General features: G+C 42.2%; 12 protein-coding genes and 1 pseudogene. 8 read left to right on the top strand and 5 right to left on the bottom strand.

The annotated features are described in order from the left end of the window. Positions 1 to 49 precede the first annotated feature (49 nt). Both ftsH and rlmE read right to left on the bottom strand, forming a co-directional pair. Positions 50 to 1,939 (bottom strand): ATP-dependent zinc metalloprotease FtsH, encoded by a 1,890-nt coding sequence (gene ftsH / locus B9T38_RS07870; RefSeq protein WP_086196271.1) that lies wholly within the window; start codon positions 1,937 to 1,939, stop codon positions 50 to 52. Between the two features lie 132 nt (positions 1,940 to 2,071). After that, entirely contained in the window at positions 2,072 to 2,722 is a 651-nt protein-coding gene (gene rlmE / locus B9T38_RS07875) for a 23S rRNA (uridine(2552)-2'-O)-methyltransferase RlmE (protein ID WP_086196272.1), read from the bottom strand. Between the two features lie 195 nt (positions 2,723 to 2,917). Here rlmE and yhbY point away from each other — a divergent pair, with 195 nt between their 5' ends. Further along, entirely contained in the window at positions 2,918 to 3,241 is a 324-nt protein-coding gene (yhbY, locus tag B9T38_RS07880; RefSeq protein WP_086196273.1) for a ribosome assembly RNA-binding protein YhbY, read from the top strand. A 9-nt stretch (positions 3,242 to 3,250) separates the two neighbouring features. Then, positions 3,251 to 3,790 (top strand): DOMON-like domain-containing protein, encoded by a 540-nt coding sequence (locus tag B9T38_RS07885; protein WP_086196274.1) that lies wholly within the window; start codon positions 3,251 to 3,253, stop codon positions 3,788 to 3,790. A 134-nt stretch (positions 3,791 to 3,924) separates the two neighbouring features. Here B9T38_RS07885 and B9T38_RS07890 read toward each other — a convergent pair whose 3' ends face one another. After that, on the bottom strand, positions 3,925 to 4,398 hold the full coding sequence (locus B9T38_RS07890; protein WP_086196275.1) for a hypothetical protein: 474 nt from the start codon (positions 4,396 to 4,398) through the stop codon (positions 3,925 to 3,927). 310 nt (positions 4,399 to 4,708) lie between these two features. On the opposite strand from B9T38_RS07890, the gene carA reads away from it, so the two are divergent. The 3 genes from carA to greA all read left to right on the top strand — a co-directional run bounded on the left by carA (position 4,709) and on the right by greA (position 9,664). Then, the gene (gene carA / locus B9T38_RS07895; RefSeq protein WP_086196276.1) at positions 4,709 to 5,848 is read left to right on the top strand and encodes a glutamine-hydrolyzing carbamoyl-phosphate synthase small subunit; all 1,140 of its coding nucleotides are present in this window, start codon (positions 4,709 to 4,711) and stop codon (positions 5,846 to 5,848) included. A gap of 13 nt (positions 5,849 to 5,861) precedes the next feature. Next, on the top strand, positions 5,862 to 9,092 hold the full coding sequence (gene carB / locus B9T38_RS07900) for a carbamoyl-phosphate synthase large subunit (RefSeq protein ID WP_086196277.1): 3,231 nt from the start codon (positions 5,862 to 5,864) through the stop codon (positions 9,090 to 9,092). 95 nt (positions 9,093 to 9,187) lie between these two features. Further along, a complete protein-coding gene (gene greA, locus B9T38_RS07905) occupies positions 9,188 to 9,664 on the top strand; it encodes a transcription elongation factor GreA (RefSeq protein WP_086196278.1) in 477 nt (158 codons plus the stop codon). Between the two features lie 89 nt (positions 9,665 to 9,753). On the opposite strand, the gene B9T38_RS07910 is transcribed toward greA, so the two are convergent. Continuing rightward, positions 9,754 to 10,335 (bottom strand): TetR/AcrR family transcriptional regulator, encoded by a 582-nt coding sequence (locus B9T38_RS07910; RefSeq protein WP_086196279.1) that lies wholly within the window; start codon positions 10,333 to 10,335, stop codon positions 9,754 to 9,756. Positions 10,336 to 10,475: 140 nt separating this feature from the next. Here B9T38_RS07910 and B9T38_RS07915 point away from each other — a divergent pair, with 140 nt between their 5' ends. Then, complete coding sequence (locus tag B9T38_RS07915) at positions 10,476 to 10,871, top strand: RidA family protein (RefSeq protein ID WP_086196280.1); 396 nt, start codon at positions 10,476 to 10,478, stop codon at positions 10,869 to 10,871. Between the two features lie 111 nt (positions 10,872 to 10,982). Further along, complete coding sequence (locus B9T38_RS07920; protein WP_086196281.1) at positions 10,983 to 11,606, top strand: CatB-related O-acetyltransferase; 624 nt, start codon at positions 10,983 to 10,985, stop codon at positions 11,604 to 11,606. Between the two features lie 2 nt (positions 11,607 to 11,608). On the opposite strand, the gene B9T38_RS07925 is transcribed toward B9T38_RS07920, so the two are convergent. Further along, the gene (locus B9T38_RS07925; protein WP_086196282.1) at positions 11,609 to 12,502 is read right to left on the bottom strand and encodes a P-loop NTPase fold protein; all 894 of its coding nucleotides are present in this window, start codon (positions 12,500 to 12,502) and stop codon (positions 11,609 to 11,611) included. A gap of 60 nt (positions 12,503 to 12,562) precedes the next feature. On the opposite strand from B9T38_RS07925, the pseudogene B9T38_RS07930 reads away from it, so the two are divergent. After that, a pseudogene (locus B9T38_RS07930) lies at positions 12,563 to 12,712 on the top strand (IS256 family transposase); the annotation flags it as partial.

The raw sequence follows: 12,712 nt of genomic DNA on the forward strand, positions 1-12,712 counted from the left end.
CATAAAAAAAAAGAGCCTCATTTGAGACTCTTTTTTCTAACCATCCAACTTAGCTTGCTGGTAATGGTGGAGGAGTTGCAGGACCGTCTGTTGGTGTTACATCAATCACCGGATTTTCAGCAACATATACTTTAGGTGGTTGTGGTTCACGACCTTCCATGATGTCACGGATTTGGTCACGATCAATCGTCTCCCATTCCATCAAAGCTTTCACCATGGCATGCGCGATATCTTTGTGGTTTTCCAGAACCTCACGAGCAACTTTATATTGTTCATCCAGAATGCGGCGAACTTCAGCATCCACTTGTTGCTGGGTTGCTTCAGAAATAGTCCGACTACCAACATTTCCAAAGAAGCCGTTTTGGTTTTCATCTTCATAAACCATCACACCCATTCGGTCAGACATACCGTATTTAGTCACCATTGCACGTGCCATTTTGGTTGCACGTTCAAAGTCATTTGAAGCACCGGTCGACATTTGGTTAATGAAGACTTCTTCAGCAATACGGCCACCAAATAAAATGGAAATCTCATTCAGCATTTTGTCTTTATAATGACTAATTGCATCTTGTTCCGGCAATTGCCAAGTCACACCCAATGCCCAGCCTCGTGGCATAATGGTGACTTTATGTACAGGATCAGTACCCGGCAAGATTTCCGCCACAATCGCATGACCCGCTTCATGGTAAGCAGTAGCACGACGTTCTTCTTCACGAATCACCATCGATTTACGTTCAGGCCCCATATAGATCTTGTCTTTAGCATCTTCAAAGTCATGCATGTCGACTGTGTTCTTGTTACGACGGGCAGCAAATAACGCTGCTTCGTTTACAAGGTTCGCCAATTGTGCACCAGAGAAACCTGGTGTACCACGAGCTAGCACTCTGACATCCACACCCGTGTGTGAAGGCAATTTTTTCAAATGTACATTCAGAATCTGTTCACGGCCTTTAATGTCTGGAAGACCTACCATCACCTGACGGTCAAAACGGCCAGGACGAAGGAGTGCTTTATCCAGTACATCGGCACGGTTGGTTGCAGCGATGACGATAATGCCTTCATTACCTTCAAAACCATCCATTTCTACCAGCATCTGGTTGAGTGTCTGTTCACGTTCATCGTGACCACCGCCAGTACCTGAACCACGGTGACGACCGACCGCATCAATCTCGTCAATGAAGATGATACATGGTGCATGGCGTTTCGCCTGTTCAAACATGTCACGTACACGTGATGCACCGACACCCACGAACATTTCAACAAAGTCAGAACCCGAAATACTGAAGAATGGAACTTTTGCTTCACCAGCAATCGCTTTGGCAAGCAAGGTTTTACCGGTACCTGGAGGACCAACCATCAATACGCCTTTAGGAATACTTGCGCCCAGACGTTTAAATTTAGATGGATCTTTCAAGAAATCTACAATTTCAACAACTTCTTGTTTAGCTTCATCACAACCAGCAACATCGCTAAAGGTGACTTTAATCTGGTCTTCAGACAGCATTTTGGCTTTCGATTTACCAAAGCTCATCGGACCGCTTTTGCCACCTGCACCACCACCCATGTTGCGCATAAAGAACATGAATAACAAAATGATCAAAAGTACAGGGAAGCTAGCGATAAGAAGTTGCATCAACAAACCTTGACGTTGCGGTGCAGTCCCTTCTACAACAACATTATGTTTAATGAGATTTGGCATCAGTTCCGGGTCTTGAACCGCGGGACGAATGCTTTCAAACTCTGAACCGTTTGTTTTTTCACCACGAATTCTTTCGCCATCAATGGTGACTTGCTTAATTTGACCAGCATTCACCGCTGAAACAAACTCTGAATAATTCATTGCAGTCGGTTGATTGCGGTCACTGATGTTACTGAAAATCAGAATCAGCACACCCAGTATAACCAGCCACAATACGGCATTCTTGAAGAGATCGCTCAAAGCTTTATTCCCATATCAATCTAATTTGATCATGCCCAAAAATGGGTGACCCTAATTTAAGCTGAAGATCAGCTTTGCAATATTTTAAAAATGTACAAAATGCACAATTTTTAACGTCTTGGCAAGTAAACTTTATGTAGAGGCCTTCTTACGACCTTGCCCGATTAAAAATACTTCTTTAGAACGGGCACGTGAAGCGGCAGGTTTTGCCGTCTTCAATACATCAAAACTATCTACAACTTGTTTACGGAATTCGTCAAATCCAGTGCCCTGGAAAACCTTGACGATAAATTGGCCTTTCGGTCCTAAAACCTTGTTGGCAAAATCTAAAGCCAGTTCACACAAGTAAATTTGACGCGGTTGATCTACAGCCTTATTACCTGATGTATTGGGGGCCATATCCGAAATTACAACGTCTACAGTCCGTCCGTTTAAAATATTTAACAATTTTTCAAAAACTTCTTCCTCACGGAAGTCACCTTGCAGGAAGGTCACATCCGGCAAGGCATCCATAGGTAAAATGTCGGAGGCAATCAACAAGCCTTTGTCACCGACTAATTTACCTGCAATTTGTGACCAACTGCCGGGTGCCGCACCCAAGTCAACCACAGTCATGCCCGGTTTAATAATTTTGTATTTTTCTTGAATTTCAAGAAGCTTATAAGCAGCACGCGCACGATAACCTTCCTTTTGTGCTCTCTTTACAAAAGGATCATCCAAATGCTCGCGCATCCACTCTCGACTACTTTTTGACAACTTCTGGTTGGTAATGCGTGTCGCCATAACTCTCTAAATAATAAAAAACTTCTAATAGGTGATTGTACGTGAAAAACATAGGCCTTGCAGTATACATCTGTATCTAAATCCAATCTTTGAAAGGTTTTTTTCAATAATTGAAATCGATTATTTCAACAGAATATAAAGCGTTTAAACTTGGCATTTGTTATACTAAGCCGTTTTTAAAATTAGGTTATCTTTATGGCGGCTTTATCTATTCAGGAACGTAAACGTTTACGTCAAATCGGACATGCATTAAACCCGGTGGTTATGCTGGGCGATAAAGGTTTGACTGAAGCTGTAGTCGAAGAATTAAACCGCGCTTTAAACGATCACGAATTGATTAAAGTGAAAATCGTAGCGGAAGATCGTGAAGAACGCGCATCTTTAATCGAAGATCTTTCAGCTCAGACTGGTGCTGAAATTGTTCAAAAAATTGGTAAAATTGCGCTGATTTATAAAAAAGCGGCAAAACAGAATGCCAAATTATCCAACTTGGTTCGTCACGCTCATTTGTCTAACTAAGTAGATTTCATGGCAAGTTACGAACTTAGCGCTTTTGATCGTCGCTTTCAATCGATCTCCCTGGTTGCTGCGATTGAACAACAAAGCCCATATAGCTTAAATGTTGGCTACTGGTTACGCGACCCCAACCAGTTCATACAATGGCCTGAACTGGTTCAAGACTACCCTCGTCAAGATTTCCTATGGGAACACACCTGTTTTGAAATTTTTATTGGTGTACAGGGTGAGGATTTCTATCGCGAAATCAATCTGTCGCCTTCTCAGGCGTGGCAGGTATATCAGTTTGAGGAATATCGCTATCCGGAAGATATGCCGCCTCAAGCCGCCGATGACATCGAACTGAACCAGCTTAAACGCACACATTATGGTTTAAATGTGAGCCTTGATTTAACCGAGTTTATGTTAAAGCACAAATTGCAATGGTCGGATTTGTTTCTGGGCTTAAGCGCTGTACTCAAAACCTCGCAAGGCGAACAATATTATGCCATGCAACACAGCAGTCCAAATGCGGACTTTCATAACAAGCGTGATTGGCTACATCAGTTCTAGAGCATAGCAGCAATATTCAAACAGTAAAAAAGTGAGGCAAAGTACCTCACTTTTTTATGTCTTCAATGTGTACCTAAAGAAAACTAGCATAGGGTCCTTCCTCGCCAGTATAAGCAGACATGTCTACTTATATGTCAGCTTTTTAAAGTAGGTTCCTCATCCGACTTCACTGACACCTTTTTCCACACATCTAAAGTATGTTCTTTAGAACGTTTTAAAGTTTCAGCCAGATGATCTTTATGTTTCACTGAAATTTGGTTGACATCGTCTTTTAACTCTTTGCCAAGTTTCGATAAGTCTTCAATCACCGCATTAAATTCAGCTTTTACGAACTCTTTCAATTCTGCCAAATCTTTCTGTGAAAAATTGAGTTGCTTTTTAATGGTTTCAATACGCTGAAAAAGGTCTTGTTTTAAACTTTGAATCTGCTCTTGAACATTTGCCTGTACCTCCTTTGCCTCTGCTTTTACATTCTCAGTAGATTCTGTCACCGCTTCTGTCACTTTTTGCTGTGCTTCTTTAGATGCCTGTTCCAACTTGTCCGCACCTTCTGCAACCACTTCCTTTAAGGTAGTTTTTGCTTTTGTTGGCTTGTGTTCTAAGGTCATGATCTTTTTTCCTATAGTTATTACATGAGAGCTCTAGCGTATTCCGTTTTGATAAAATTTAAGTTTTGATTTGTTAGACAATTCTAATTTGCTTACATTTTACATACATAGATGCAGAAACAGACTTTAAGCCAAAAAGCAAGGGATTTATCTCATACTTTTGCTGTAAAGCCGTTGGACTTAAAGGCTATTTCTGCGTATAATGCCGTGTTAAGTTCAAGCGAGCAGACAAGGAGGATAGGTTTTATAATAGCCTTCCTTTTTTTTCGTCTACTCGCTTTTTTACAGCCTAAATTTCAGGAGCTTTGGTTTGAGCACCCCAGCAATTTTAGCCCTTGCCGATGGTACTATTTTTAAAGGTACTTCAATTGGCGCATCGGGTAGTACGACTGGTGAAGTCGTTTTCAACACTGCCATGACTGGCTATCAAGAAATTTTGACTGACCCTAGTTATGCACAACAACTTGTCACCCTGACTTATCCTCATATTGGTAATACAGGTTGTAATGATGAAGACGCTGAGTCAGGTCGAATTCATAAAGTTTGGGCCAACGGATTGATCATTCGTGACCTTCCTTTATTGCATAGCAACTTCCGTGCTGAGCAATCACTTGGTGATTATCTTAAACAACACAACGTTGTGGCTATCGCAGACATTGATACTCGTAAACTAACGCGTATTCTGCGATCTAAAGGTGCACAAAACGGTTGTATCCTTGCTGGCGAAAACGCTACAGAGGAAGACGCTTTAGCTAAAGCCCGTGCTTTTGGCGGTTTAAATGGTTTAGACCTTGCTAAAGAATGCTGCGACCCTGAAGGTTTTGAATGGACAGAAGGCTCTTGGACTCTAGGCAAAGGGTTCTCTCAACCTGAACTTAAATTCCATGTTGTTGCATACGATTACGGTGTCAAAACCAACATCTTACGTATGCTCGCGGACCGCGGTTGTAAATTGACTGTTGTACCTGCTGAAACTCCTGCAGAAAAAGTCCTTGCTTTGAATCCGGATGGCGTGTTCCTGTCAAATGGTCCCGGCGATCCAGCAGCATGTGACTACGCAATTGAAGCTGTAAAAACAATTGTAGAAACGACTGAAATTCCAGTATTTGGTATTTGTTTAGGTCACCAGATTCTTGCACTTGCCTCAGGTGCAAAAACTGTGAAAATGCCTCACGGTCACCACGGTGCCAACCATCCTGTACAAAATCTTGAAGATGGTACAGTGATGATTACTTCTCAAAACCACGGCTTCGCAGTAGATACAGATACGCTACCGGCTAACTTGAAAGCAACGCACAAATCACTGTTCGACCAAACCTTGCAAGGTATGCATCGCACAGATAAACCTGCGTTCAGCTTCCAGGGTCACCCTGAAGCAAGCCCTGGTCCACATGACTGCGCACCATTGTTCGATCATTTCATCGAACTTATCGAAGCATCTAAGAAGTAATTAAGGAAGCATCATGGCTAAACGTACAGACATTAAAAGCATCTTAATTATCGGTGCAGGTCCGATTGTGATCGGTCAAGCATGTGAGTTTGACTACTCAGGTGCTCAAGCGTGTAAAGCACTTCGTGAAGAAGGCTACCGTGTTATTTTGGTCAACTCTAACCCAGCGACCATCATGACTGACCCTGCTATGGCAGATGCAACTTACATCGAGCCAATTACCTGGCAAACTGTAGCTGCAATCATTGAGAAAGAACGCCCAGATGCAGTTCTTCCAACCATGGGCGGTCAAACTGCATTGAACTGTGCCCTTGCCCTGGACGAGCACGGCATTTTAGAAAAATACAATGTTGAATTGATCGGTGCGACCAAAGAAGCGATCGAAAAAGCTGAAGACCGTAAACTCTTCGACCAGGCAATGCGTAAAATTGGTCTTGAATGTCCAAAAGCTGACGTTGCTGAGTCAATGGAACACGCACTTGAAATTCAAGCCCGCTTCGGCTTCCCGGTCATTATCCGTCCTTCATTCACCATGGGTGGTTCAGGCGGCGGTATCGCGTATAACCGTGAAGAATTCATTGAAATCTGTGAACGAGGTTTCGATCTTTCTCCAACTAAACAGTTATTGATTGATGAATCACTCATTGGCTGGAAAGAGTACGAAATGGAAGTTGTTCGTGACAAAAACGACAACTGTATCATCGTATGTACCATTGAAAACTTTGACCCAATGGGCGTGCACACAGGTGACTCAATTACTGTTGCTCCTGCTCAAACGCTTACAGACAAAGAATTCCAGTTACTGCGTAACGCTTCTTTAGCTGTACTTCGTGAAATTGGTGTTGAAACTGGTGGTTCGAACGTTCAGTTCGGTATTAACCCGAAAGACGGTCGTATGGTTGTCATCGAGATGAACCCACGTGTTTCTCGTTCATCTGCATTGGCATCTAAAGCAACTGGTTTCCCGATTGCGAAAATTGCTGCGAAACTGGCTGTGGGTTACACCCTTGATGAGTTGAAAAACGACATCACTGGTGGTACAACACCTGCATCATTCGAACCTGCAATTGACTACGTTGTTACCAAGATTCCTCGTTTCAACTTTGAGAAATTCCCACAAGCGGACGCAACTTTAACCACGCAGATGAAATCTGTAGGTGAAGTGATGGCGATTGGTCGTAACTTCCAAGAGTCTATGCAAAAAGCGCTTCGTGGTCTTGAAGTGGGTGCTTGCGGCTTTGATGAAAAAATCGAAGTGGGTACTGAAGGCGCGAAAGAAAAGATCCTGCAAGAACTTAAAGTTCCAGGTCCTGAGCGTATCTGGTACGTAGGCGATGCATTCCGTCATGGTTTCACCCTAGACGAAGTATTTGCTGCAACAAATATTGACCGCTGGTTCTTGATCCAGATCGAAGACATCATCAAAACTGAAAACCAAATCAAAACTTTAGGTTTTGGTGACTTAAATGCCGACAATATCCGTGCATTTAAACGTAAAGGTTTGTCAGATCTTCGTATTGCTGGCTTGATGGGCATTTCACAAAAACAATTCCGTAAACACCGTTGGAACCTGGGTGTGACTCCAGTTTACAAACGTGTAGATACCTGTGCCGCTGAATTCGAATCTGATACAGCGTACATGTACTCAACTTACGATGAAGAATGTGAAGCGAATCCATCGACTAAAGACAAAATCATGGTCATCGGTGGCGGTCCTAACCGTATTGGTCAAGGTATCGAGTTCGATTACTGCTGTGTACACGCTGCCCTTGCCATGCGTGAAGACGGTTATGAAACCATCATGGTGAACTGTAACCCTGAAACGGTTTCTACAGATTACGACACTTCTGATCGTTTGTACTTCGAACCGATTACCCTTGAAGATGTACTTGAAATCGTGCGTGTCGAGAAGCCTAAAGGCATTATCGTACAATACGGTGGTCAAACACCGTTGAAATTGGCTCGTGCTTTGGAAGAAGCTGGTGCGCCAATTATTGGTACATCACCTGATGCGATTGACCGTGCAGAAGACCGTGAACGTTTCCAGCAAATGATTCAACGTCTGCAACTTCGTCAGCCGAACAACAGCATCGTAAAATCTGCTGAAGAAGGTATGGCTGAAGCGGCGAAAGTTGGCTACCCACTGGTGGTGCGTCCTTCTTACGTTCTTGGTGGTCGTGCGATGGAAATCGTTTACAACGATGACGAATTGAAACGCTACCTACGTGATGCAGTTCAGGCATCGAACGAAGCGCCTGTTCTTCTTGACCACTTCTTGGATGATGCCATCGAAGTTGACGTGGACTGCGTATCTGACGGTAAAGACGTTGTGATCGGCGGTATCATGCAGCACATTGAACAAGCAGGTATTCACTCAGGTGACTCTGCATGTTCGATTCCTCCTTACTCTTTATCTCAAGAAGTACAGGACGAAATGCGCCGTCAAACGATTGCCATGGCGAAAGAGCTTGGCGTAATTGGTTTGATGAACGTTCAGTTTGCGGTTAAAGGCACTGATGTTTACATTCTTGAAGTGAACCCACGTGCGTCTCGTACTGTACCGTTCGTTTCTAAGTGTATCGGTGAATCTTTAGCTAAAGTTGCTGCACGTTGTATGGCGGGTCAATCTCTAGAATCTCAAGGATTCACTTCAGAGATTATTCCTAAACACTTCTCTGTAAAAGAAGCGGTGTTCCCATTCAACAAATTCCCGGGTGTTGACCCAATCCTTGGCCCTGAGATGAAATCGACTGGCGAAGTGATGGGTGTAGGTAAAACATTCGGCGAAGCATTCTACAAAGCTGTACTAGGCGCGAATGAACGCTTACCTGGCCTTCCAACCGAAGGTGAAGTGAAGCATGCATTCATCTCTGTACGTGATTCTGACAAGCCTCGTGCTGTTGGTATTGCGAAGCAGCTAGCTGGTTTCGGCTTCAAAATTCTTGCGACTGGCGGCACCTATGACGTGATTAAAGCAGCAGGTATTGAATGTGAACGTGTGAATAAAGTAACTGAAGGCCGTCCAAATATTGTTGACCGCTTGAAAAATGGCGAGATTCACCTCATTATCAATACAACTGAAGGCAAACAAGCTCAGCAGGATTCATTCTCGATCCGCCGCTCTGCTCTTCAAGGTAAGGTGTATCACACAACAACTTTGAATGGCGCAGACGCTGTATGTCAAGCTTTAGCAATTAAATTGCCGATGGATGTTTACCGCTTGCAAGACCTTACCAAAGGTTAATTAAGTTACCGAGAAGTCCCGCTACCTCTCGGTGGCGGGCTTTTTTTATTTATAAACCAGCTGTATTTTTTTTAATTTAACTTAGAGGGACAACAATGCAACGTTATCCTATGACTCCTGAAGGCAAAATTGCCCTAGAGAAAGAATTACACCAACTAAAAAGTATTGACCGTCCACGTATTACTGCAGCGATTGCTGAAGCACGTGAACATGGGGACTTGAAAGAAAATGCAGAGTACCACGCAGCGCGTGAACAGCAAGGCTTTTGTGAAGGTCGTATTCAGGACATCGAAGGTAAACTCGGTGCGTGCCAAGTCATTGATGTAAAAACACTTGAGCAAAATGGCCGTGTGGTTTTTGGTGTAACGGTAACAATTGAAAATATCGACACAGAAGAACAGAAGACTTACAAAATTGTTGGCGATGACGAAGCGGACTTTAAGATCAACAAGATCTCAGTAAACTCTCCGATCGCACGTGGCCTGTTGGGTAAAAACGAAGGCGACGAAGTGAAAATCGTTACTCCGCAAGGCGAAGTTGAATACGAAATTGTAAAAGTTGAATATATCTAAGTTTTAAATAGATATTTTAGACTGTAAGAACCCCTCTGATGAGGGGTTCTTTATATTCAGTCTTCTGCTACAGAAAGCTGAGTTCCAGCTTATTTTAAAAGTCCCGATGCAAATAACTGAAATGCATGTAAAGCCTCATGCAGGACCTTCTCAGGATGCTCACTTGAGGCGACCCACAGTGCCGCATTCATGGCAGCACCATTTAAAAATACGGCCGCTGCTTCAGGATCGACTACTTTAATCCGGTCTGCTGCCAACAACTGCTCTACGCACTCACGCGTGGACTGCAGGCATTTATTTTGACTTGGCCAATGTGCAGGATCACCCAATACCGCAGGTCCATCACGCAGCACAATACGCTGAAACTCAGGATTTAGAGCATTTTCAATGTAGGTCCGCCCTTCTAGCATCAACCCTTCCCAAAGATCTTTAGGTTGTCCCAGATGTTGCCCGGCATATTCCGCCATTTCCGAATCAATTTGATCGACCACAGCAGCAAATAGGCCCCGTTTATCGCCAAAATGATGGTACAGCGCACCACGGGTCAGCCCTGCTTCTGCCGTGAGTTTATCCATTGAGGTGTCTGCATAACCATATTCAGCAAAGGCACGGCGTGCGACTTCTATGAGTTTTTTGCGGGTTTCCGCCATTTTTTGTTCACGAACAGACATTAGTTTCACCACATAATCATCGTAAAATTTTAATTGACATACGGATCGTATGTCAATTATGTTTACATACGAGGTGTATGTGAAAAGCGAGGCTGCTTTTAAAACCTAACATTTAAACTAGATATTGAATGAGAATAAACATGACTAGAACTGCAATATTTCCAAAAGACCGCCATGCACTCTATGAACAACATGGTTACTCTGCCGCCATACAATCAGACAATTTATTATTTGTATCAGGACAAGTAGGCAGTCTAGAAGATGGCAGCCCCGAACCTGATTTCAAAAAGCAAGTGCAACGGGCTTTTGAAAACTTAGCTGCGACATTGGCAGCTGCTGGTTGTACCTTTGACAATATTGTTGATGTCACCACCTTTCATACCGATCCTGAACGGCAATTTGAAAGCATCATGAAAGTTAAAAATCAGGTATTTACACAAAAACCTTATCCCAACTGGACAGCTGTGGGCGTGACTTGGCTGGCAGGTTTTGATTTTGAGATTAAAGTCATTGCCCGTATTCCTAAAAGTGCATAGATCATATCAGCACATGCTTTAGGATTTGCTTCACTCGCTGAATTAAGATTATTGATTCAGCTTGACAGCAATTCGGTATAATGGCGCATTCCTTGTTGTTATAGCCCACTCATGTCTGAAAAGTTGATTAATTCCCCTGTGAATCACTGGTGCGAGTTCGAATTCATCTCGAAAACGGTGAAGAATCCAAACATTCACATCAAGGGCAATTACAGCTATTACTCAGCCTATTGGGATCAGGGATTTGAGCGTTGTGTGGTGAGGTATCTGCATGACAAGCCCGCTACACCAGAGAAGCCTATCGATCAGCTCTATATCGGTAATTTCGTCTGTTTTGGCGCAGAATGCGTGATTATGATGGGCGGCAACCAATTACACCGTACGGATTGGATTTCAGCTTTTCCGTTTGATACCCGTAGTTTTGTGCCTGCGGGTAACACCGTGATTGGTGATGGCTGCTGGATTGGCTCACGTGCCATGATTATGCAAGGCGTGAAGATGGGCGAAGGTGCTGTAGTTGCGACTGGCGCTGTCGTCACCAAAGACGTACCACCTTATGCCGTGGTCGGTGGTGTGCCTGCAAAAATTATTAAATACCGTTTCCCCGAAGCTGATATAGAAAAACTGCTTTCACTTAAGCTTTATGAGCTAGATGAAAAGCAGTTTTTAAAGATGCGTGAGCAGTTGCAGACGGATGATGTGGCTAGCTTGGTAAATTTTATATCTAATTCATAAAATTACAGTCCAGTTTTTATATAATTCATCCAAGATTCAATAAAATCACTAGTTTTACTCAGAGAGCTTATTGAAAATGCAGACAAATACTCTATGTACTTGCTTTCTTTCCAACTAGCATCATCTCTAATTCGCTCAATATTATGATGCTCATGAATAAAGCTACCCATAAAAAAATCTTCAATTTTATAATCCCATTTCAATATATCTCGCACCCATGTAGTATCAGTAATTGCATCAAACTTAGTATTAAAACTTAAATTAAGATTATGTTTTTTCATAAAATCTCTCTTATTTAAATACAGATTATTAGATAAAATTTTAATAATTGTTTCAAAATACCTAATATAATCATGTTTTACCGATAACGGTGTCATCATTAGGCTAATAAGAATTAAATTCTTGTTATTTTCACTTGTCCTTAATAAAGCATATTGATTTAGCTTTTTAACTAACTCACGCGGATTTAATTTTTTCTCTAATTGTAAAGCTAAAACCCAAAAATAGAACTCGTTCACTTCATCTTTATTAGTCAACTCTCCTATTCGAAAGAGTTGTTCTTTGATAATATTTTCATAATTTTTTTCACACTTTCCTGAAGAAAGATGTACTGTAAAATCAATGAATTTTTCAAAATAATCTCCATTCAACTTCGAATCATACCCATAATAGCTTTTAACAGACTGCAAGAGCTGTGGTTTATTCATTACCAAAATTAAAACTATTTTAGGAATATCAAAGAAGTGTTTAATACGTTCAATTAAACGAATTGAAAAATCAGGACGACAACGATCAAGCTCATCAATAACGAATACTAATGGTTTATCTAAATCTTCAGCTAGTTGAGATAGTTGCTGTTTAAATGCTAATAAAGTATTTTTATCGAGACTGTAAATTAAATTGTGTAATTGCCTGAATTTGCTATGTTCATATTCACAACGGAGTCAGGCAACATGATGAACGAACAAAAACTAAAAGACCTTGCAGCAGAATTTGCTAAAGGAATCAAAACAGAAGACGATCTCAACCAATTCACCCGATTGTTGACTAAACTCACTGTTGAAACGGCTCTCAATGCCGAACTTACCGAACATCTCGGACATGAA

This window comes from Acinetobacter sp. ANC 4218 (assembly GCF_002135245.1).
In the GTDB taxonomy this organism is placed as follows: domain Bacteria; phylum Pseudomonadota; class Gammaproteobacteria; order Pseudomonadales; family Moraxellaceae; genus Acinetobacter.

Bases quoted from the DNA above. Each gene is read 5' to 3' on its own strand.
- greA (WP_086196278.1), top strand. From the start codon at position 9,188: ATGCAACGTTATCCTATGACTCCTGAAGGCAAAATTGCCCTAGAGAAA.
- B9T38_RS07910 (WP_086196279.1), bottom strand. From the start codon at position 10,335: ATGTCTGTTCGTGAACAAAAAATGGCGGAAACCCGCAAAAAACTCATA.
- B9T38_RS07915 (WP_086196280.1), top strand. From the start codon at position 10,476: ATGACTAGAACTGCAATATTTCCAAAAGACCGCCATGCACTCTATGAA.
- B9T38_RS07920 (WP_086196281.1), top strand. From the start codon at position 10,983: ATGTCTGAAAAGTTGATTAATTCCCCTGTGAATCACTGGTGCGAGTTC.
- yhbY (WP_086196273.1), top strand. From the start codon at position 2,918: ATGGCGGCTTTATCTATTCAGGAACGTAAACGTTTACGTCAAATCGGA.
- B9T38_RS07885 (WP_086196274.1), top strand. From the start codon at position 3,251: ATGGCAAGTTACGAACTTAGCGCTTTTGATCGTCGCTTTCAATCGATC.
- rlmE (WP_086196272.1), bottom strand. From the start codon at position 2,722: ATGGCGACACGCATTACCAACCAGAAGTTGTCAAAAAGTAGTCGAGAG.
- B9T38_RS07890 (WP_086196275.1), bottom strand. From the start codon at position 4,398: ATGACCTTAGAACACAAGCCAACAAAAGCAAAAACTACCTTAAAGGAA.
- carB (WP_086196277.1), top strand. From the start codon at position 5,862: ATGGCTAAACGTACAGACATTAAAAGCATCTTAATTATCGGTGCAGGT.